Annotated in this window: 11 protein-coding genes; all 11 read left to right on the forward strand. The window is 47.3% G+C overall.

What is annotated here, in order from left to right:
* The first annotated feature begins 22 nt into the window (after nucleotides 1-22).
* Nucleotides 23-2,125: a DUF5693 family protein gene (locus tag CFI03_RS05455; protein ID WP_248756730.1), complete on the forward strand. Its 2,103-nt coding sequence runs from the start codon at nucleotides 23-25 to the stop codon at nucleotides 2,123-2,125.
* Complete coding sequence (gene csaB, locus CFI03_RS05460; RefSeq protein ID WP_248756731.1) at nucleotides 2,089-3,246, forward strand: polysaccharide pyruvyl transferase CsaB; 1,158 nt, start codon at nucleotides 2,089-2,091, stop codon at nucleotides 3,244-3,246. The genes CFI03_RS05455 and csaB overlap by 37 nt, the downstream gene beginning before the upstream one ends.
* Before the next feature lie 58 nt (nucleotides 3,247-3,304).
* Nucleotides 3,305-4,015 carry a WecB/TagA/CpsF family glycosyltransferase gene (locus tag CFI03_RS05465; RefSeq protein WP_236013263.1) on the forward strand — a complete coding sequence of 237 codons (711 nt, stop codon included), beginning with the start codon at nucleotides 3,305-3,307 and terminating at the stop codon, nucleotides 4,013-4,015.
* 105 nt (nucleotides 4,016-4,120) lie between these two features.
* Entirely contained in the window at nucleotides 4,121-5,257 is a 1,137-nt protein-coding gene (locus CFI03_RS05470) for a glycosyltransferase family 4 protein (protein ID WP_201002414.1), read from the forward strand.
* Between the two features lie 304 nt (nucleotides 5,258-5,561).
* On the forward strand, nucleotides 5,562-9,599 hold the full coding sequence (locus tag CFI03_RS05475; RefSeq protein ID WP_248756732.1) for an S-layer homology domain-containing protein: 4,038 nt from the start codon (nucleotides 5,562-5,564) through the stop codon (nucleotides 9,597-9,599).
* 527 nt (nucleotides 9,600-10,126) lie between these two features.
* Complete coding sequence (locus CFI03_RS05480; RefSeq protein WP_248756733.1) at nucleotides 10,127-12,802, forward strand: S-layer homology domain-containing protein; 2,676 nt, start codon at nucleotides 10,127-10,129, stop codon at nucleotides 12,800-12,802.
* A gap of 213 nt (nucleotides 12,803-13,015) precedes the next feature.
* The gene (locus tag CFI03_RS05485; protein ID WP_248756734.1) at nucleotides 13,016-15,115 is read left to right on the forward strand and encodes a hypothetical protein; all 2,100 of its coding nucleotides are present in this window, start codon (nucleotides 13,016-13,018) and stop codon (nucleotides 15,113-15,115) included.
* Nucleotides 15,116-15,246: 131 nt separating this feature from the next.
* Nucleotides 15,247-15,747, forward strand: a complete 501-nt coding sequence (locus tag CFI03_RS05490) for a hypothetical protein (protein WP_248756735.1) — start codon at nucleotides 15,247-15,249, stop codon at nucleotides 15,745-15,747.
* Between the two features lie 115 nt (nucleotides 15,748-15,862).
* Nucleotides 15,863-16,138, forward strand: coding sequence for an alpha/beta-type small acid-soluble spore protein (locus tag CFI03_RS05495; RefSeq protein ID WP_248756736.1), 276 nt, complete (start codon nucleotides 15,863-15,865; stop codon nucleotides 16,136-16,138).
* Between the two features lie 272 nt (nucleotides 16,139-16,410).
* Nucleotides 16,411-17,619, forward strand: coding sequence for a methionine adenosyltransferase (metK, locus tag CFI03_RS05500; protein WP_015847319.1), 1,209 nt, complete (start codon nucleotides 16,411-16,413; stop codon nucleotides 17,617-17,619).
* A gap of 268 nt (nucleotides 17,620-17,887) precedes the next feature.
* Complete coding sequence (locus CFI03_RS05505; RefSeq protein ID WP_248756737.1) at nucleotides 17,888-22,231, forward strand: Ig-like domain-containing protein; 4,344 nt, start codon at nucleotides 17,888-17,890, stop codon at nucleotides 22,229-22,231.
* The last annotated feature ends 468 nt before the right edge of the window (nucleotides 22,232-22,699 follow it).

Consider the following 22,699-nt stretch of genomic DNA (forward strand, 5'->3'; position numbering starts at 1 on the left):
AGAGATTGAACGGAGGATTATTGTGCTTCAACGTTGGCAGCAATGGAACCGCAAAGCGATACTCTGGCTGTGGGTTATTGCAATTATTGGCGTAATCGCCGCATTGCCGATCGGTATGAATCGAATGAATATGGAAGCATCCTCGAAATCCGTGGAATACGTATTCGATTATCGCGATCTAGTTGAAATCTCGGAATACCAGACGCGGCCGCAGCAGTTTATCGACGAGCAGTTGGAGAAAATGAAAGGCGCCGGCATTACGACGATGTCCCTGTACGAAAGCTCCCTTAAGGAGCTTTCCCAGGCCGGACGCCTGAAATATTACAGCTCGAAGGATATCGCTCTTCTTCAAAGCAAGCTGGAGCCGGTAGGACAGAACTTTACTTATATTTTGTTCAGTGGCACAGAAGAGGAAGAGAAGATTGGACCAATCGTCCGTCAGGCAATGGATCATGCCGGTGCAACGTACCGTCCTTGGTCCTTTGACGGCCGCAACGGACTTGTTGTTGAAATGCCGCTGCAGTCCGTGCTGCTGCAGCCGATGGATTTTGACCCGATTACGCTTCAGACCCTGCACGACAAAGGTTTTCACATTCTGGCCCGGTTCTCGGACCGCGTGCTGCCTTACGATGAGTCCGCAACGGATGCGCAGCTGGCCCGTCTGAAGGAAGTCGGCGTAACCCGCGTATTGTTTGACGGTGCTGCGGTGAAGGGCTTTAAGGATCAAGTCGAGCTTCATAGCCTTAATTCGTTCGCTGAATTGCTGAACAAATACGGCATGGGTATCGCAACGATCGAGAACTTGAAAAAACCTCAATCCGGCATAAATAAATTAGCATATATTACAAATTATAATATCGTACGCTTGTACTCCCTGTCGGCTGAAGATGCTATCGGCAAATCGCCGGAGGTGCTTACCGACCGCTTCCTGCTTGCCGCGAAGGACCGCAACATTCGGATGTTCTTCCTGAATGCCGGCGTGCAGACAAGCCTGGAGAAGTCGGCCGTCGTAAGCGGTCTGGATAATCTCTATATCACGATGAAGGGCAAGGACGGCCTGGTTCAGCGCATGACCGATGAAGGCTTCTCTCCGAATCTGGCTCAGCCGTTTGACGTGAAGCATCCGTCTTACATCAAGCCGCTTAAGATGGTCGTAGCTGCAGGCGCCGTTGCTCTGATCGCCCTGCTCATTAACGTATTTATCCCAGGTACGCTGATTCCGCTTTATTTGATCGGTCTCGTTGGGGCTGCGGGCCTGTTCCAGATTAACAGTCCGCTTGCCGAGCAGGCGCTGGCGCTTGGAGCCGGCATCAGTGCTCCTACCCTTGCGCTTGTCTGGGTCATGAATCGCGTCTATTCCCGTACCGAGGGCAGCCTCCGCACGGTGGGCGGAGCCGCCTGGAATGGACGAGCCGGCGCTCCTGGCGAAGGCAAATGGGTATTCGAAGGCTTGACGGTAGGTCGCCGCCTTGGCCTTGCGGTGATCTGGTTTATCGTAACCGCACTGATTTCGCTGATGGCGGTGCCTTTTGTCTTTGGTCTTCTGAACAATATTACGTATAGCATGGTGCTGCAGCAATTCCGCGGCGTCAGCCTGCTTCATTTGGCGCCTATCGGCTTAACGGCGATTTACGTGCTGCTCTATACCGGCAATTCTCCGGTACGCCGTATTCGCAAATTTGCCAATATGCCGATTACGGTGTTTATGGTTGTGGCCTTTGTGGTAATTGCCGTAGTAGGTATGTACTACCTGTCCCGGACAGGCAACGAAGGTTCGGCTTCTTCGCTGGAGCTGACATTCCGCAACTGGCTGGAGCAGACGTTTGGCGTTCGTCCGCGCAGCAAGGAATTCCTCTTGGCGCATCCGCTGCTCTTGGCGGGTCTGTTCCTTGCGCTTCGCTACCGTGCAGCGTGGGTGTTCATTATTGTAGGCTCGATCGGACAGCTGTCGATGGTCGATACGTTCGCTCACATTCATACGCCGCTGTACATTTCGATTATCCGCGTATTCCTCGGTCTTGGCCTTGGCGCGATTATCGGCCTGATCTTGATCGGCGTGTGGCAAGTGGTGGAAGGGGTATGGCGTAAATGGTCACCGGGACTGATAAAAAAAATTACCGAATAGTGATTTCCGGCTACTACGGCTTTCACAACAGCGGAGACGAAGCGGTACTCCGCTCGATCCTGCTTGCGTTAGCCGAGCAGGGCGAAGCTAACGGTGTTCAAATTCAGCCGGTCGTGCTGTCGGCCGACCCGGCTTGGACAAGCCGCATGTACGGTGTGGAAGCCGTCCGGAGGATGCACCCGAAGGACGTGCTGAACGCGCTCCGCGCAAGCGACGGGCTGATCAGCGGCGGCGGAAGCCTGCTGCAGGACGCCACAAGCGCAAAGACGATTCCGTATTACACCGGAATCATCAAGCTTGCCCAATGGCTTGGCAAGCCGACGTTTATTTATTCGCAAGGGATCGGGCCGGTGAACCGCCGCTGGATGGATCCGCTCATCCGCTCAAGCATGCGGAAGAGCGCGTATGTGTCTGTGCGGGACGCCGAATCCGCTGAGCTATTGAAGCGGATTGGCGTTGCGGCTGGCCGGATCGAGGTTGTACCCGATCCGGTAATGGGGCTGCCGCTGCCGGCTGGCGCGGCAGCGGGGCGGGCTGCAGCCGCTGCAGGCGAAGCCGCGGCTGTGCCCGTGCTGGGCGTGTCCTTGCGGCATTGGCGCAAGGACGGCGACGATCTTGGCCGCGCGGCAGACGCGCTGGCCGAGCTTGCCAGCCGCCGCCCGGTGCGGCTGAGGTTCTTACCGTTCCATACCCCCGACGATGCGGAAGCGTCGAAGGTGGTCATGGAACGGCTCAGCGGCAGGCTGGCCGGCGGAAGCTCGGCTGAGCTGGCCGCCCCTGGCGACGATCCCCAGCAAATGCTGCTGGAGGTAAGCCGCTGCGATGCGCTGTTCGGCATGCGCCTTCACGCGCTCATCTACGCGGCGAACCAGATGGTTCCGATGCTTGGCTTATCGTACGATCCGAAGATCGATCAGTTTCTTCACCGTCTCGGTCTAACGCCGGTCGGCACGACGGAACAGCTGGATCCAATCGTTTTCGCGGACAGCGCCCAGCGGCTGCTGGACGACGCAAACGGCTGGAAAGAGGAGCATCGCGAAGCGATCGAACGATTAAGACAACAATCGCAGCAGCCAGCGCAACAAATTGCGCAGTTATTGCGTCATACCATATCGAGGTGATTTTCACTTGTCGAAACAAGTTCCAACGGTGCCGATTTACGGAATTCCATTCTCCAAGATGAGCATGGACGAGACGGTCAAATATCTAACAGAAGCAATCGAACACAAGCGCCAGACGCATGTCATTACGGCTAATCCGATTATGGTAATGTCGGCTGTCGAAAGCCAGGATTACTACAAGATGATGAGAAAAGCCGAGCTTATCGTACCGGACGGTGCGGGAGTCGTATGGGCGGCCAATTATGTGGGGACCCCGGTGACAGAACGCGTAACGGGCTTTGACCTGTTGCATCGTCTTATGCAAGAGGGCGAAAAACGGAAATGGACAGCTTATTTGCTTGGCACATCGACGGAAATTATTGAAGCCGCGGCCGAGAAGCTGCAGCTGCAATATCCGCAGGTTCGCATCGTAGGCTGCCGCAACGGCTACTTTGGCCCTGAACAGGACGCGGAAGTAATCGAAGCGGTTCGGCAGGCAGCACCGGATTTACTGTTTGTGGCACGGGGCGCGGATACGCAGGAGCCTTGGATTGCCAAATATAAGAAGCAGCTTGGAGTCCCGCTTATTATGGGAGTTGGAGGAAGCTTCGATATTATTGCAGGCAAGCTGAAAAGAGCGCCATTGCTATTCCAGAAGCTGCGTTTGGAGTGGTTTTACCGGTTATTACAGGAGCCGAAAAGGCTGCCAAGAATGATGGTATTGCCGAAATTCGTCGTGAAAGTGGTTCGCGATAAAGAAAACGTCAAGAAACCACGCCCTACTACGTAATAACCTCCCAAAACCGTTGAAAATAAGTGAAAACGGGATTTGGAGTTTCTTCTTCTGTCGGAGTATAATTCACTTCGGTAGAAAGAAAAAGGGGAGCTGCACAATATGCCAGCAGGCTTACTGTACACACTAGGATTTATCATATCTCTAATAATAGCTCTAGTTATGACACCGCTAGTTAAAAAATTCGCTTTCAAGGTTGGAGCGATCGATAAACCGAACCACCGCAAAGTACATACGCGGATTATGCCCCGTATGGGTGGTCTCGGGATCTATCTTGCTTTCGCGGTCGGATTTCTCATTCTGATGCCGTTCATTCCGGACGGATTGCTGAACCATGAGGGAGAGAATCTGATCCGCGCCGTTCTGGTTGGCGGTACGATGATTATCCTCATTGGCGCGTTTGACGACCGCTTCGAGCTGTCGGCCAAGGTGAAGCTGGTAGCGCAAATCGCTGCGGCTTGCGTCGTGGTATTCGGCTTCGGAGTGAAGATCGACCTGCTGAACGTGCCGTTTGGCGCAACGATGCAGCCGATTGAAGCCTGGATCTCCATTCCGATCACGATTTTCTGGATCGTGGGCGTAACGAACGCGATCAATCTGATCGATGGTCTGGACGGGCTGGCAGGCGGCGTATCCGCTATTGCGATCGGAACCATCCTCGTGATGGCGATCATTATGGGCAATGTGCCGATTATCTTGCTCAGCGTTCTGCTCTTGGGTGGTATCGTTGGATTCCTGTACTTCAACTTCCATCCGGCCAAAATCTTTATGGGTGACTCCGGTTCCTTGTTCCTGGGCTTCTGCCTGGCGATGCTGTCGATGACGAGCTTCAAGCAGATTACGATCGTATCGTTCGTAACCCCGCTGCTTATCATCGGTGTACCGCTGTCCGATACGTTCTTCGCGATTATCCGTCGCCTTGTGAACAAGCGCCCGATCTTTGCGCCGGACAAAGGACATCTGCATCATTGTCTGCAAGAGCTTGGCTTCAGCCATCGCAAGACCGTTCTTATCATCTGGAGTGTGGCTGCGGTGTTCGGCGGATTTGCGGTTCTGCAATCAACCGTCGTGCAATCTTCCTCCGCGAACTGGATTACGTTTATCGTGATCTGTCTGGTGATCTTCAGCCTTCAGATTGGCGCGGAGCTTATCGGTATCGTAGATAAGTCGCGTCGTCCGCTTATCAACTTCTTGAACCGCATGCTTCGCTCGAAGGTCGATGCTAGAAGCTCGAAATAATTATGCTATTCACTCATACAAGTAAGATTAAAGGGTTGTCCGCTCAGGACAGCCTTTTTTTTGTGCGATCATTAAAATTTCTTTATCATTCCAATCTGCCAAATGAACTAACATTTTAGGGCTGGCGGACCGATAACAATGGTACAGAACTATTCTTCGGGCGAAGAGTGTGAGGGAGGAAGGAAATCGGAACATACAGCTTTATTTACAATCGACCTCTAATTGCAATGTCAACCAGTTGGAACCGTCGATCGTTCATTTATTCATTACGCTAACAGCCATTACATAAAGGAGGAACATCGTTTTGAAAAAGCTATTATCCCTTGTGCTGTCACTGGCGCTTCTAATTACGCTGCTGCCGCCGTTTAGTACACCGCACAAAGCATCCGCCGCGGGGACGTATTTTATGTTCAACAACGAGATGTACGCAGCTAAGGACGCACGTATGACTACCGATAAGTACATCACACTGACGGGTACGATTAATAGTGTTGTAGGCAACTCGATCAGCTATAGTGTCTACAATATTAAGAGGAATGATCCGACAGAAGCTCCAGTTAAAAGTATTGAGAACCAGACTTCCAACATCAAGCTGACTGGTAATAATCTCACTGTGACTAACTTGGAACTTTATCCGGGTCTGAACAAGATTACGTTCAAAGGGATATATGGTACGTCAACTGTTACCGAATCCATTTATATCGAATATCGAGATAACCCGTTGTTATATGACTTGACTGCGAATATCCGCGGCGTTCAATATAGCATTCTGGAGGATGCAACAACGATTCTTCAATCTCCAATGTCAGAAGGCAAAGATAGCGAAGATATTTCCATCAGCGGTGTAGCGCCGAATGCAACGAAAGTTGTTGTTGTCATGAATGGCAAGAGCTACGAATATCGGGTTTCCGACTCGGGAGATTATAAGTTTATCGCCTCACCGCTCAATATCAAGGCGGGTAAAAACATTGTCACGATTCGTGTCTCGAATGACAGTCAGACGATCGAAACGACAAGAGAGCTTGCTTTCTATAACGGCAGCGTCACCTTCTACGATGTGAACTTGACAGACGGGACCACTACGGCTGACCTTTCTCAAGGACCGGATCTTTCCGTTGATACGAGTAGTACTGGCTCGTTATCACTAACAGGTAAAGCGATTGTTCCTGTTCAGCAGGTTTCCGATATAGCCGATGTTGTATCGAAGTTTATATTCGCACCTGACGCTCAATTTACGACTACTCCGACGATTACCGTAACCCGAACTACGCCGGATGCAGTAACATACAAACCAACGGACAAATTTATTACAGTCGAGTTCTCGGCGAACCTTGGAAGTATTAACGCTTTTACTGCTGAAAAAAATTACACTTTTAATCTGAAAGGTTATAACGTTGTAAAAAAGCAGACCGAACAGTCCGATACGTTGACGTTCAAGCTTCATAACAGTACCAAGCCCTATATTTACGACGTCAATTATTTGAATGGGTATACGTCCGATATGAGTACGAAGGCATCGCAGCTTCAGTCGCTTGTTGGTACGGATATCGAAAACGCTAATATTTTTGCGCTCCCGATGGGGGTTGAAGTTCTAATCGGCAACTATTCTTCTTTAAGCGGTTCTTATACGGATATTATGAGCCTCGCGAACTCATCGGGCGTTAAGTTAACGGACGGTTTCCGTCAGCTAGGATTTGAACAAGTTGTTTACCGCAATGTTAATGGAGTATCGCGCCCTTTCCTTCGCATATTTATGGAGATATCCAAGATGCCGTCTGCTGGCACGCAGAATCTGTATTTTATGTTGAACGGTGATAAGGATGGCATGAAGCAAGTAGCGGTGAAACTGCTGTATGGTCCTTTTGCGAAGTACGACAGTATTTATGATGGATTAGTTGTTAAGTATGATACAACTTTGGGCGATGATGCAGGGAAGACCTTTTTGCTTAGTCAACTAGGTAAATTTGCAGGACAGTTCTCCAACGTAGCTAATGAGAGTGACATCGTATATTCGAAACAGGCAACTTCAACGAAGCCGCAAACCGTGTATTTCTACTTGAACAATGTTGCAATCGGTTTGACTCAGAATTCATCCTTGTCTCAATTCATGATAGATCCTGCAGACGAGGAACTTGCCTTTAATATTTTGAATAAGACGGGCGAGAATACGATTCGAATTGTATTCACCACTGCGAAGAACAACTACGAGAATACAGTCAAATTTAATATCGTGCCGACTAATTTACCTACTATTCCGGCACCGAATACGGATGGGGTTTATCCATACAGCATCAGCAGGAATGAACCTTTACCCAACGATCCGAATTTTACAAAGGTATCAAGCTTCTTCTCCACGAAGGAAGCTCAAATGAAGGTATATGGTACATTTGCTTTTCTTGACCTGGGCGAAAGACCGGATCTTATCCAGGGTAAAGTAACGGCTTTGGGTGGATCCCAAACCAATTACATTTTGCAAATCAGCTCTCCGAATTTTAAGAGCGATATCGAATGGGATTTGTCGAAGGAATTCACATTGGTGTCCAACGGCACACGAATTCAAATTATAAATCCAAGCACGCCAAGTCAAGATAACACGATACCGAATCTGCAAGTATTCTATGACGTGAACGGCAAGTACTTCTATTTTATCTTGGACAATCAGGAAGTTCCGGATGACGGAAGTTCGCAGATTTATCTGATTACCGTATTTAATACAGGCAAAACCGGTCCCCGCGCGACGTATCGACTGCAGGTGGATCCGATCTCTATCCCTTATACGGTACTCGCGCCTGTCATGGAAGAGCGTAATCTAAATCAGAACTATGTGGATGTAATTATCACATCGCCTGGCGCGGAAACGATGACTATCAACAAGATCGCGGCGAAGAAAGTTAATTATTTGGATTATTCTAATGATCCGGTTAATCCGACGCCTATTGAATCGTTTAAGGTACGCGTAACGGGATTGAAAGAGAATAAAGAAACAGCTATCCCAATTGTCATTACGAGAGGTAAAGACAAGATTACCGATACGCTTAAAGTAAACTATCAGCCTGCTAATATTCCAGGAGCTCAATACACGGAAACAATGGCGACTTCACACAAGGCTTTTAATGGCAGCGTAGCCCTTACTTTTCCTAAGAATACAAAGCTGATCCGTCCTTCGTATAATTCGACGGCTAGCAACTCCAGCCAGATTTACAGCGGTAATCAACTGCTGTTCGGGATTGCCAATCCAACTGACGGTATTGTCAATCGTTATGAATATCGGAAACAGCCTGCGGATTTCTGGCTGGAAAATCAAACCGGTAGTTACATTATGAGCAAATACTTCTCTGAACGGTTTATTAAAGTCAGCCCGCTGTTCTGGATAGACGGTGGACAAGCTGATGATAATAGCACATCTGGATATGACCCTATCACGACGGGATTAGATCCTTATCCGTATCCTTTGGTACAGGGTGATCCGGATAAGCAATTCTTCCTAAGACGCAACAACAATAGAGAAGTTGTTCCTTCTCAGATTGGTTCGTTAACATTGTCCTATGATCCAAGTATCGCGCAGGGAGCAGGTACAGCCGTGACCGTATTCCGTTACGATCCCGTAGAAGATTTGTGGGAGAATATCGGCGGTACAGTTGATGAGAAGAAACATACGATTAAAGTTCCATTCAGCAAATTCGGTTACTATGTGGTAAGCAAGCTTACTTACGGTTATAACGACATCAATGATCATCCTTATGCCCGTGAAGCGATGGAGGCCATTTTCTCCAAAGGGATTATGAACGCTTCAGATCCAACCGGTATCTTTGGAGCTGACCAATATGTGACCCGTGGCGAGTTTGCGCGAATGATTGTTAAGGCGCTCAACATTCCTCTGAATTATGCGGGAACGCAGCATTTTAGCGATGTCATTGTGGATACGAACATTAATCCTAAAGCACTTTATGACTATCGGTTTATAGAAACAGCAGCAAGAGCCGGGATTGTAAGAGGCACACAACCTAAGAGCTTCCAGCCTGATTCAAGCTTGACACGTCAGGATGCTACGGTTATCCTTGCTAAGGCGCTTAACCTGAAGCTTGAGACCAATGCAGCTAAAGCAAAAGCAGCTTTGGATAAAGCTTTCAAAGATTCGGGGAATACGGATTATTACGCTATCCCATCCATTCTTGCCATTCAAAAGAAAGGCTTCATTCAGGGTTCAATGATTGATCCGAATGATAAGAAGGCAGGATATGTATTTGAACCTAGAGCCAGACTTTTGCGCAGTGATGCAGCAATCATAATGGCCAAAGTTATGGCAAACAACAAAACATTGCCAGCAATTTACGCGAATTAATGAGGCAGAGCAGATCGGCTTTTGGCCGGTCTGCTCTATTATTAATTTTTACTAATTACTATTAATTTCTAAAGCAATATTTTCTAAAGTAAGTTTATCCATGGAAAATGTTTTGCAATGACGAGACTGATAGGCCAAGCTATACTAAGTACATACCTAGGGAAGGGTAACAATACATAAACAACCGAATCGAAAAAAAATCTCAGAAGTTTTTTGAACTGAGCGCAACTTTTTGAGCTACTGTGCGTTTAATTACATGACATTGCAAAAACGAGGCATGTAGTACCTTGGGACTACTATTATTCCTGTAAGTGGAATGATTTCTCAACTTCCTCTTTACGCTGTGAGTAGCCCATTGTATAATGTTAAGTGGTAGGTCTTCTCTAGTAATATATTTATATGGTTTTTTCGTAGGTTTACGAGTTTCTGCGACATGTTCTTACATAGGGTTGAAGCATGGAAGCAGACATCATTTATATTCATTTATTAATTTATGCTCTTAACTCGGGGAAGGGGGTGAATCGGCTATGAGAAAAACGAGCAATTCATTTTCTAAACAAAACTCTCAACAACCGAAGGTATTTAGAGGAGGAGAAAAAAAGGTTATGAAAAAAAGTTTACTTTCGCTGGCACTCGCTGGCTCCATGCTTTCCGCTTTGGCAGTTCCTGCATTTGCAGCTACTCCATCTGATGTAGTTGGCAAACCAGTACAATCCGCAGTTGAACAACTCACTGCACTGGGTATCGTTCAAGGTTATGCTGACGGTACTTTTAAACCGGACAACACGATCACTCGTGCTGAACTGGCTAAAATCGTTATCGTTGCTACTGGTAACGAAAGTGCAGCAACATTGATGGCTAACACAGCTCCTTCGTTCAAGGACGTTAAAAAAGGTGCTTGGTACACTGGTTACATCAATGCAGCATCTGCTAAAGGCTTCATCCAAGGTTATAACGGCAACTTCCGTCCTAACGACACTATCAAGTTTGAAGAAGTTGTAGCGATCCTGGTTCGTGCTCTTGGTTACCAAGACAAACACCTGTCCGGTTCGTGGCCTTACAACGTCCTGCTTCAAGCTGACACAGTTGGTCTGTTCGAAGGCATTGACGTTAAAAGTGGTACGAATGCTAACCGCGGTATTGTTGCTGAACTGACAGCTAATACTCTCGACAAACAATTGGTATCTTACGATGCTGACGGCAACCTGGTTCCATTGACAAATGGTGTTGATACTGACGGTAACGGCACGATCGACGCTTATGTTGCAAAACCATTCATCAGCAAATTGGGTACATTTGATGCAGCAGACGTTTCTACTTCTGTAGCTTTGAACTCCAATGGTCAAATCAGCCTGAATGGCACTGATGTTCCTACTGCTTCTAGCTTCTTTGTTACAGGCGGTAAAAAACTGTCCGAACTGCTTGGTCATACGGTTAGCGTTCTGAAAAACAAAAACGGTGAAGTTATTGCAGTAACTGATGTTACAGCTGCAAGCAAAATCGTTTCTGTTTCCACTGACGCTGCTACACTGGCAACTGCTGGTGGCGCAACATTCAAAGTAAACAATGGTGCTGCTACTTATACAACTGCACCTGGTCTGAAAGTGTACCTGAACACTAAAGAATTGCCTACAACTCAATCGGGTACTGGTACATCGGCAGTTTACAACTACACTGTTCCTAATGATAAAACCGCTGATTTGATCCTGAATGCTAGCGGTAAAGTTCAAGCAATCGTAATTAGCGATTCTACTGACAACCATGTGTTGAACAATGTAGTTGCATACAGTGGTTACAGCAGAATTTTTGCTAAAGGCAATACTTCTTACAACGTTAAAGTTGATGCTAACACAGCAATCACTCTGGATGGCAAAGCTGCTACACTGGCTGACCTGAAAGAAAATGACGTTCTGAACGTCCTTGAGAATGCTGACCACCTTGCGCTGAAAATTACGGCAACTCGTAACACAGCAAGTGGTAAAATTCAAGGATTCGGTACTGACGTTGACGGTAACGCAACAGTTACTATCGGCGGAAAAGTTTACTCGTATGTTGGTACTCAGGATGCTCTTGGAGCAGCTGCAGTAGGAACTGACTACACACTCTATCTGAATGCTAGCGGTAAAGCTGCTTGGTATGCAACTACTGGCGCAGTTGTAAGTGGCAACTATGCAATCATCAACAGCATTACACCTGATACAACAATTATTAAAGACGGTGAAGTGTCTGAGCATTGGACTAAAGTTGTTTACTTCTCTCTGAAGGATAACACTAAGCAAACTATCTACACTCAACATAATGCAAACTTGATCGTTGGTGGAGTTGAAGTTGGCGAAGGTAAGTTGGTAGAACTGACTTACAATACTGACGGCACTCTTGATCTGGCTTCTGCTGGTGTTAGCGTACTTAAAGCAGGATCTTCTGCTACTGCGGTAACTGTTAAATCGGTATCTTCGTCCGCTCTGACAGTTAACACTCCGGGTCAAGCTAACCCTACTGCTAGCTACCGTCTGGACAGCAGCACAGTTTATCTGAAAGCAACGGTTGATGTAAACAACGTCGACAATTCTTCTGTAACAACTGCTACTGCAGCTGATGTTACTGAGAATAGCGAAGTAGCGATTCAAACTGCTACTAACGGTACTGCTCAATACGTTGTTATTCTTTCGAACAAAGCTGCAGGACTTGATGCAGTTCAAGGTTTGTATGTAAGCAAATCCAGCACTGCTACTTCGGCTACGGATATTACTTATAGCGTTAATGTTAACGTTAAAGGTGAAGTTAAGACTGTTTCCGTAACTAAAGCTGTGTACGATGCATTGACAGTTAAAAATGACATCGTATTGCTGAAAGACGCTGCTACAGGCGATTCGAAATATGATGATGCTAGCATTATTAAAACAAGCAAATCTGCTACAAGACCTACAGATGATGAGGCTACTGCCTTTACTGTAGATCTTAGCAATAACTTCGTTACTGCAACTGTAGGTGGCACAGCTACGAAATATGTTGTAACACCTGCTACACAATACTTCATCTACAAAACAGATGGTACTGTTGAAGCAACTACTTATGCAGACGTACTTGTTGCATGGGATAGCTATGGAACAGATGCAGGTAAGTACACTGTTGCTGTACAAGGCAGCATTAACACTTACAACAATGTTAATGAAGCTGGCGTTATCTACGTCATCGCTCACTAATATTGCAATAAAAAAGAAAGCTGAGAGCTTTGCTCTCAGCTTTCTTTTTATTTTCTAAGAATCGTTCATACATAGTTCATATAAACACGTTATAGTTACTTGTATAGGCGGATTCAGAGTGAAGAGGGCGAAACATTTTTGAAAGTGCCGAAACTTATAGGATTCCATTCTCGTCTATTTAAGTAAATCTAATTATACGGAGTGAATGTGACAATGCGGAAAAGCTTTAAACGATCGACAATGCTCGTATCTCTCTTCGTCGCTTTTGTGATGCTTCTAAGTGCCATTCCGGTATCTTTCGCGGCAGCGACAACGGCATCATCGGTTAATAAGAAGGTGTACATATCAGGTAATTCCTATGTGCAGCTTACGGATGCCAGCTTAATCCCAAGTGTTAACGGCGCTACGGCCAGCTTCACATTTGAATTTTATAACGGAAGCAGCAGTCCTATTAATCTTGTTGATTATTGGGCACGTTTGAAAACAAAAAGCGGCACAAAATATACTCTTACGCTGCTAGACAAAGCAACCAAAAAAACAGTTAGTCCAAAGTCTAGTACAACTCTTACTTTCTACAGTGCGGTAGGCTCGAAAGTAACAATGGATCAACTCATTCTTAACTTTGTGAAATTTGACTTCTCCGTTTCGGGCTATGAGAAAACGATTGGCCAATTTACATTCCCTGCTGGCTACACAAATGACGTAAAGGCCGGCGGTTATCGAGCAGTTAAAGTTGGCGGTTCCAGCGTAAACATGCGAGTTAATAAAACAACGGTAGGCAAGACGGTGGATAATTACTCGGTTAATCTTACTTATGTAGCACGCAATACAAGCCAATTTGGAGTTAATCTCCCGGAGTATAACTACTATATCAAAACATCGGTAGGCCTTTATAAATTGACGTTGAAAGATACGGCTGATCAAAATCTGCTTCTCGCGCCATCGGTACTAAATACAATTGAATTGACAGGCACGATTCCGAACACGGTCTCGACATCAGGATGGAAATTCATTGTTACCCAAAAAGTAACGGCTGCTGATAATACGCAAGTTGAACTGCCTGTCGTTTCTTTTGTAACACCAGTATCCGTTGGCAATACAAGCACTGGCACAGCAAAACAAACATTCACAGATGCTAATGGCACTTATAACGTTGAATTACAATCTGTACAACGCATGCCTTGGAATAATGAAGATAACGTAGTAGCTAAGCTTGCAGTGAAGAACAGTGGTACAACATACCTGCCATTGCCTGATCTTACAGGTACCATGCTGCTTGATGATTCGATTACACTGACTAGCCAAACGGTTAAAAATGCCGGAGATATCAGTATCGCACCAGGCGCTACTACTACGATGACTTTCATCGGCAAACTGCAAACCGGATACAACTGGAAGAAGTTTAAGCTGCAATTAAACGAGAAATCCGGTAATGACACGGTCGAGGTAGCCGAGGTTACAAAGTCTGATGTTACACCAATCTACTCGGTATCATCCGGTAGCGTTTATACTCAAAAATCGATTGGTTCTGAAATGAGCGTCAAAGTAACGGATGTTCGTACTTACAGCGGAGATACAAATGATCTCTATGCCGTGTATCTCGATGTGACAAACAATCAATCCAGGAGTAAAACGATGCCGCAGTGGACTGGATATTTCAAATCAGCAAACGGTAATTATTATGACGTTACTTTTGTGAAAACAGCTACGACAATCTCTCCAGGCAATAAAGAGCAGGTTATCGCTTACACTCAGTTACCTTCTAATGTAAGTCGAGAAGGGCTTCAACTATTAATGGGTGAAGCTATTGATACAAACGGATTGCTTAAAGGTGCAACAGGAACACCCACCGGCTATATTCGTGGGGTTTTGTTTGGAATTCCAGCCGAAACAACAACGCTTAACAACAATAAAGGAATTAAAATCGGCCCTTATACCGTAGATCTTACCCAATTCAGCATCTTTGTTCAAAATGAACTCAATGTTGTTATCAATCTGGCTAGCACAGTTAACCGTGATTACAACTATGATGGATTCACACAATCGAAACTGCAATATGAACTGGTATATGAACCAACTGGTGATGTATTGTGGACGCAAAATGTTAGCCTGGAAGGCAAAGCAGATAACAGCCTGCAATGGAAAGTCGGTAATAATACAAACGAGATTACTCAAACACAAAAAGATAATAAATATTGGAGCAACTATACATTAAATGTGTATGAAGTGTTTAACGGCAACAAGAAGAAGCTGTTCTCCAAAGACGTGAAATTTGCTCCTTCGTATAACTGGTTGGCTGAAACAAACAACTAATCTAGTTTATGAGGAAATTTTAAAGTAAGAAATAACTGGTTAATCCCATTCAAATCTAGTATCTTAATAGAAGATACTAGATTTGTTTGCGTAATTTTGCGTAATTGCGTTAAGAAAGGAGCTTGTCGAAATTGAAGAAGTATGCACTACGGATTGTACTCGCTGTTGTTCTTGTAGGAGCAGGCATTATTGCTGGGGTGAACTGGCCGACAACCCTTGAGGCGGAATCAAATGCGGCAGTGCCAGGTTCTGCCGATGATCCGGTTGTAACCAAGAGCTATGTGGATGAACAGATTGCCAAGGCTGGTTCCGGTTCTAATGGCGGCGGAACAACGCAGCCGGAAACAGGCAGTGCAAGCGCAAAGCTTGAAGTTGTATCTGTCCCTAACGGTAAAATCCTCATTGCGAACGAAGGTACCGAGGTAGTCGTGCGTTCAGGTAAAGCCGTTGTATATAGTACGGACGCGAATGGTATTGCGGATTTAACGGATGGCAAAGATTTAACCAACGGCAAGTCGATCACGGCAAACCATCACATTTTGTTCCCGCGCGCAGGGCGTGGTATTACTACTGCTCCTACCTATAAAGGTTCGTTAACTGTATTGGTACGCGGCAGCTACGTAATTCAATAAGCTTGGATGTTATAGAACATTTTACCCGTACAGTAAATAAGTTATACGCTTCAAACCGCCCGGAAGGACACACAATAAAGCCACGTTCCTAAATATAAATGGAGGTGTTCTTATTATGAGTCGTCGTTCTTCCAACAGAGTGGTTGTACCTGAGTGTAAGGAAGCGTTAAACCAAATGAAGTATGAACTTGCAGCTGAGCTTGGCTTATTTGCTTCTCATGGTGTGAGCGTAGGTGCTGACACAGAGTTTGCAGACGAGCTTGGCGGAGTAAGCGGCGGTACTCGCATTCAATGGCGGGAAGTAACAAGCCGCGATGTTGGTTCGATCGGTGGCAGCATTACGCAGCGTCTGGTTGCCCAAGCCGAAAAAGTGTTAAACGGCTACGTTTAAATTCTAAGCGATTATAAATTTCTTCTTATATATATGGCTTAGAATTATCCGGATTGAAACGCGTTCTGCCGCCTAAGGACGGCGGAGCCGTTTTCACTTTAGCCCGGAAACTTATATTGTATCAAAAATTGGTATCCGTTGACACCAAGCGACATTTTCGGTATTATACTGTTTTAGAGAGTTGTCTAACAACCTTTTCCTACGGGAAAAGGTTCATTTTTTGTGTAGGATGTCTGCACTTATTTCATACTAGCTGTAGGAGGTTGATACGGATGTCTGTAAAAGGTCGTCACTTGTTTACATCGGAATCGGTTACAGAAGGCCACCCGGATAAGATTTGTGACCAAATCTCGGATGCTGTTCTGGACGCGTTTCTGGAAGCGGACCCTTACGCTCGCGTAGCTTGTGAAGTTTCGGTTGCAACTGGTCTTGTACTTGTTATTGGAGAAATCAGCTCCCGTGCTGATTATGTCGATATTTCCGCTATTGCTCGCCGTACCATTAAAGAAATTGGTTATACGCGTGCAAAATACGGTTTTGACTCCAGCACTTGTGCGGTGTTGACATCGCTTAATGAACAATCCGCGGATATCGCGCAAGGCGTTAACGCTGCGCTTGAGAGCCGCGACGGGAAAGACGTTCAGAAGGAAAACGAAGATATCGGTGCCGGTGACCAAGGCCTGATGTTTGGTTTTGCTACGAACGAAACTCCTGAACTGATGCCTTTGCCAATCGCATTGTCGCATCGCATCGCTCGCCGCCTGTCTGAAGTTCGTAAGAACGACACGCTGGGCTACCTGCGTCCGGACGGCAAAACGCAAGTTACAATCGAGTACGTGGACGGTAAACCGGTTCGCGTAGACACAATCGTCGTATCGACTCAGCATGCTGAAGAGATCTCGCTGGAGCAAATCCAAAAGGATATCCTTGAGCATGTTATTAAGCCGGTTGTTCCTGTTGAATGGCTCGATGAGCAAACGAAATACTTCATTAACCCTACAGGCCGTTTCGTAATCGGCGGTCCTCAAGGCGATGCTGGTCTGACTGGCCGGAAAATCATCGTTGATACTTACGGCGGTTATGCACGTCATGGCGGCGGCGCATTCTCCGGTAAGGATCCAACGAAGGTTGACCGTTCCGCAGCTTATGCAGCTCGCTATGTAGCTAAGAACATCGTTGCCGCAGGTCTGGCTGACAAATGCGAAATCCAATTGGCTTATGCCATTGGCGTAGCGCAACCAGTATCGATTAACGTTGACACTTACGGCACTGGCAAAGTATCCGAAGAGCTTCTGGTTGACGTGATCAAAAAGAACTTTGATCTTCGCCCGGCAGGCATCATCAAAATGCTCGACCTTCGCCGTCCAATCTACGCTCAAACCGCTGCTTACGGTCACTTCGGCCGTACGGATGTGGATCTCCCTTGGGAGCGCGTGGACAAAGCAGAGAACCTTAAAGCAGATGCACTTGCTGCGAAATAATTGCTTTCACATCAAAGCCCTTGAATCCTCGGATTCGGGGCTTTTTGTTTACTCTTTTTATCTGGAAAGTGCAACCTTTTCGCGCTGATCCTCGACTAATACCTAGTTAGCCTAAATTTTTCAAGTTGATTTGCCGACAAATAGGGTACAAGTGTATTTAGCTGGGGAGTGATTGCGGGAAATGTTAGTACGAAGCCGATTAAGTTTCATGATAGCTGTCTTATTAGTGCTCCAACTCGTTCTTTCGGGTTGGTCAGTGGACACTCGCGTGGCACAAGCTGCATCAAGCGGACCTATCGTTGTAGGCATGAGTCCAGCGGATAATGCAATTGGCGTTACGCCTGCAAGCGATTTGACGCTGACGTTTGACGAGGCCGTAACAAAAGGTGCCGATTCAGCCGTTATTACCATTTATAACTATAATACAAGCGATATTGTCGAGAGCATTCCGATGTCTTCCTACAAAATCAGACTCGATGCCACAGGCCGCACGGCAACCATTAATCCGGATGCCATCTTAAATGTAAATACGGATTATTACGTGTTGATTGATTACGGCGCTTTTGCCAACGTATCTAACGGTGCTTATTATGCCGGTATTTCCAGTGCGACAACATGGAACTTCAGAACGGCAGCGGTTGTCGATACAACGGGGCCGTCGATCCTTGCGAAGTCGCCGGATTCGGGCGCAACCAAAGTGGCTGTGGACAGTAAAATGATTCTTCAGTTTAACGAGCCTGTCTATGCGGCAAGCGGCAGCGTGACGCTAAGCAGCGTAACGGATACGAAAAATATTCCGGTAACCTCAAGCATGGTGCAAGGCAGCGGTACAAGCACCATCACGATTACGCCAAATACTCCGCTGGATTCCAACGCCGACTATTCGGTTACGATCCCTAGAACCGCTTTTCAGGATGCTGCGGGCAATGCGATGGAATTGGGTGGAGCTTCTTATGTAAGCTGGGGCTTCCGTACGGATCTTGCTCCTCTTAATATCGTCACGGTTACGCCCGCCAATTATGCGACCTCTGTATCCGTCCTGACGGATAAGCTGACCATGACGTTCGACCATAACATTGCGGCCGGAGCCGAAAAGTATATTGAAATCAGAGACGTGAAGAACAACACGACTTTTGCCAGAATCAAAACAAGCTCGTCTCAAGTGGCGATTACGGGAGTGACAGCAACCGTTAATTTGCCGGCAAGTCCTAGGTTTAACGCGAACACCTCTTATTATGTGCTTGTGGATGCAGGAGCTTTTGTCGAGACGGATTCGGGCTTTAATTATCCGTTCCCGGGAATTGCTAATGCTGCGGCGTGGAATTTTACAACCGGGTATGGCAATGATACAACCAAGCCGGCTCTTAAAAGCCTCTTGCCAACAGCAGGCGGTATTCTGACCGCTACAACAGGCAAGCTTGTATTAACGTTTACGGAGCCTGTCTTCCAGGATAGCGGTACGATCGAGATCCGTACGGTAACAAGCGGCACGTTGTTCCGCTCCATTCCGGTTACTTCGGGCCGGGTATCCGGCGGCGGTACGGACACGATTACCATTGACGCAACAAGCGCTTACGGCGGCGAGTCCGCAAAAGCTTTTGTGAATAATACGGCATACTACGTCACTGTCGGAAGCCGTGCTTTTAAAGACGGTGTAGGATTGTATTATGACGGGTTAACGAGTTCATCCAACTGGAGATTTACGGTTACGCAAGATAATGTGAAGCCGACCTTGGTCGCTACTTCACCGGCTAATAGTTCAACCTCGGCTGATCCTAAGGGGACTATGTCCGCCACGTTTAGCGAAGCCGTACAACCGGGCGGCGGACAGATCTGGATTCAGTGCGTGAGCAGCACCAGCAGTCAATGCGCGACACCTTCGGTAGGAACTTCGTTTTCCGTAGATCCGCTGAACAACAAGAAGCTCATTATTACGCCAAACCAGGCGCTGCAGGCAGGAACGGCTTATTATGTCGTTATTGACCCGGATGCGGTAGCCGATCTTGCGGGCAATACGTTTAACGGTATTCAGAACGAATACCAATGGGCATTCAAGACGCTTGGCGGAGATACGACTCCTCCGGCGATATCGAAACTGGAAGCCAACGGATCAACGATTGTAATGACTTATAACGAAGATCTAATGGAGAATTCGATTCCTACGGCAGGAAGCTTCTATATCACGGTTGATGGCGCATACCGCTCCGTTATCGGGGTTTCGGTATCCGGACCAAAGGTCACGTTGACCTTGTCCAGTAACATCGTAGACGGGCAGCAAGTGAAGCTGTCGTATTCCAAGCCTTCGGTTGCAACGCTTGGCATTCGGGATCTTTCGGGCAACCAGGCACTCAGCCTGGCTTCCCAGACGGTAACTACCGCTGTGGACACAACCCTGCCTCAGCTGACGGGAGGAACCGCTGCAGGCGGAATCATAACTCTGATCTTCTCGAAAAATCTGGCTTCGGTCAGCAGCTATGCTTATTCACAATTCAGCGTCTATGTTGGGGGTAATTACTACACGCCAACATCTGTGTATAGCACGGCAAATAAAGTTATCCTAGCTGTGAATACTTCAATCGATTCAAGCTCGAGCGTTAGAGTATCCTACAGCGCCGGATCTTACCCACTGCAGGATGCCGCAGGCAACAAGGTAAGCAATTTCAGCAATTATTCCTTATCAAGCTCGGTAGATACATCGCTGCCCACGGTGCAAACCATTGACGCATACGGTACTTCTATCATCATTACTTACAATAAAACGCTGGATTCGGCCAGAAGACCGTCAACCAGCCAGTACAGCGTGATTGTTAACAACTCGCTGCGCAGCGTAACGCAAGTAACCGTCTCAGGTTCACAGGTTCTTCTTACGGTAAGTCCGGATATTCCAACCGGTTCATCGGTGAAGGTGTCTTATTCCAAGTTATACACAGCTGTGGCTGATTTGTCCGGCAATGAAGCGGCAGCCTTTACGAATGCAACGGCTTCGGTAGGAAACGGTTCGTCTTCGGATACCGGGTTATACGGGGCGGTTGTCAAAGGAACCAAATTGACCTTGTCCTTCTGGAAAACGCTCAGCTCTTCTTATGTGCCTTCCTCCGCCTACTTCTCGGTGAAGGTTAATAATTCGGCTGATCCGGCTACTAATATAACCATTAGCGGCAATACTGCCGTATTGACCCTTGCCAAAGCGCCAGGCGTTGGCGATGCGGTAACCGTTACTTATTACGCAACTTCTACTAACAGCTTGCGTACGTCAGACGGCACGGTTATCAACAGCTTTACGAATGTGACGGTTGCCAATCAGACAACGCTTATTGATTCGCTGCCAGGCGGTTATGAAGAAGCAAGCGGTGGAGGTATTGGATTAACGACATCGATGGCGACGCAGACATCGGATATTTCGCCTGCTGGCTACACAACTACCCGTTATACGATTCAAGCCGATAAGCTGTCTACCGCTTATACCGCAGCAAAAGGCGCGGGAATCAGCAATGCGCGCGTTGTTTTCCAGGTGCCAAGCTCCGAGAGAGCGGCAGTTGTATCCGTTCCGTTAACGGTATTGGAGACGGCTTACCGTTCAAGTAGCGGCGCGTCCTTTGTGGTCCAGTACGGAACAAGTTCTTATGAGATTCCGCTTAGCGCACTAGCCTTCAAGAGCATGGCTTCTCTTATGGGATCGAGCTCAACAACCGGCAACCTTTTGATTAAGATTGAAAAAGGTTCTAACTCCAATACCAGCGGTCTGACTTCGGCTATCAGCAAAGCAGGAGCATCCCTCTTGTCGACGCCGATCACGTTTGAGACCTCGGTCGTGAATGGGACGACCGAAAAGAATCTATCGGAATTTGGCGGCTATGTGAAACGGAGCTTTGAGTCTCTGACGTCCGTGAATGCTACGAACAGTGCAGTAGTATGGCTGGATCCGCAAACCGGCAAGCTGTCGTACGTACCAACCACATTCTCGACGGAGAACGGTACGAATATGGTATCGTTCAAGCGGAAGGGCAACAGCTCTTATGCTCTGGTCAGCGGTTCATCGAAGTTTACCGATATCGGCTCGCATTGGGCGGGTTCAACGATCAAGATGATGTCGAACAAATTCATTATCGAAGGCCGCTCGGGATCCACAACGAAGTTTGATCCGCAAAGCTCCATTACTCGCGCTGAATTCGCGGCTTATATTGTTCGAGGCCTCGGTTTGTCCGGAAGCCGGAGCGATGCTTCGAAGTACAAGGATGTAGCAGGGGGAACCGCTACAGCCGCTTATATCGGCGCTGCTTCCAAAGCTGGTATCGTAATGGGTAATACTGACGGTACGTTTAAGCCAAACAGCCCGATTACCCGCCAGGAGATGGCGGTAATGATGTCCCGCGCGACAAAGGCTGCTGCGGTTACGATCTCGCTTCCACAGTCGGAAACGACTTACCTGTCCAAATTCAGCGACCGGACGAAAGTAGCGTCCTGGGCGAAAAGCGACCTGGCTAAAGCCGTATATATGGGCGTTATCACCGGCCAGACCGAAACCACCTTCGGTCCAACCAAAAACGCTACTCGCGCCGAAGCGATCGTTATGATTAAACGATTGCTCGAGTATGTAGATCTATTAGATTAATTTAATCTATTTAAAAGCCCCGTCGCTGCGACGGGGCTTTTTCTGTCTTCTGGGCCGGCCGGTGGGGATTATGGTGTGATAAGACCCTGCGAGGGTCTTAATGGTAGTGAAAGTAGCTAGTTTGGAGTGGATTAGACCCTGCCAGGGTCTAATTAACCGGGAGATGGCTGACGGAAGCGACAAAATGGTGGGGATGCAGCGTGATAAGACCCTGCAAGGGTCTTAATGGTAGTGAAAGTAGCTAGTTTGGAGTGGATAAGACCCTGCCAGGGTCTTATTAACCGGGAGAAGGCTGACGGAAGCGAAAAAATGGTGGGGATGTAGCGTGATAAGACCCTGCGAGGGTCTTAATGGCAGTTAAAGTAGCTAGATTGATGTGGATAAGACCCTGCCAGGGTCTTATTGACCTAGAGGATGCTGGAAATGGTGGAACCGTGGGGTAGCACGGGAAGTAAAGGTCCCTAAGGG

Origin of the sequence: Paenibacillus sp. ATY16, from assembly GCF_003399985.2 — a bacterium.
GTDB lineage: Bacteria > Bacillota > Bacilli > Paenibacillales > Paenibacillaceae > Pristimantibacillus > Pristimantibacillus glycanilyticus.

Coding starts and splice junctions, on each gene's coding strand:
- csaB (WP_248756731.1), top strand. CDS start 2,089: ATGGTCACCGGGACTGATAAAAAAAATTACCGAATAGTGATTTCCGGC.
- CFI03_RS05465 (WP_236013263.1), top strand. CDS start 3,305: ATGAGCATGGACGAGACGGTCAAATATCTAACAGAAGCAATCGAACAC.
- CFI03_RS05470 (WP_201002414.1), top strand. CDS start 4,121: ATGCCAGCAGGCTTACTGTACACACTAGGATTTATCATATCTCTAATA.
- CFI03_RS05480 (WP_248756733.1), top strand. CDS start 10,127: ATGAGAAAAACGAGCAATTCATTTTCTAAACAAAACTCTCAACAACCG.
- CFI03_RS05485 (WP_248756734.1), top strand. CDS start 13,016: ATGCGGAAAAGCTTTAAACGATCGACAATGCTCGTATCTCTCTTCGTC.
- CFI03_RS05495 (WP_248756736.1), top strand. CDS start 15,863: ATGAGTCGTCGTTCTTCCAACAGAGTGGTTGTACCTGAGTGTAAGGAA.
- metK (WP_015847319.1), top strand. CDS start 16,411: ATGTCTGTAAAAGGTCGTCACTTGTTTACATCGGAATCGGTTACAGAA.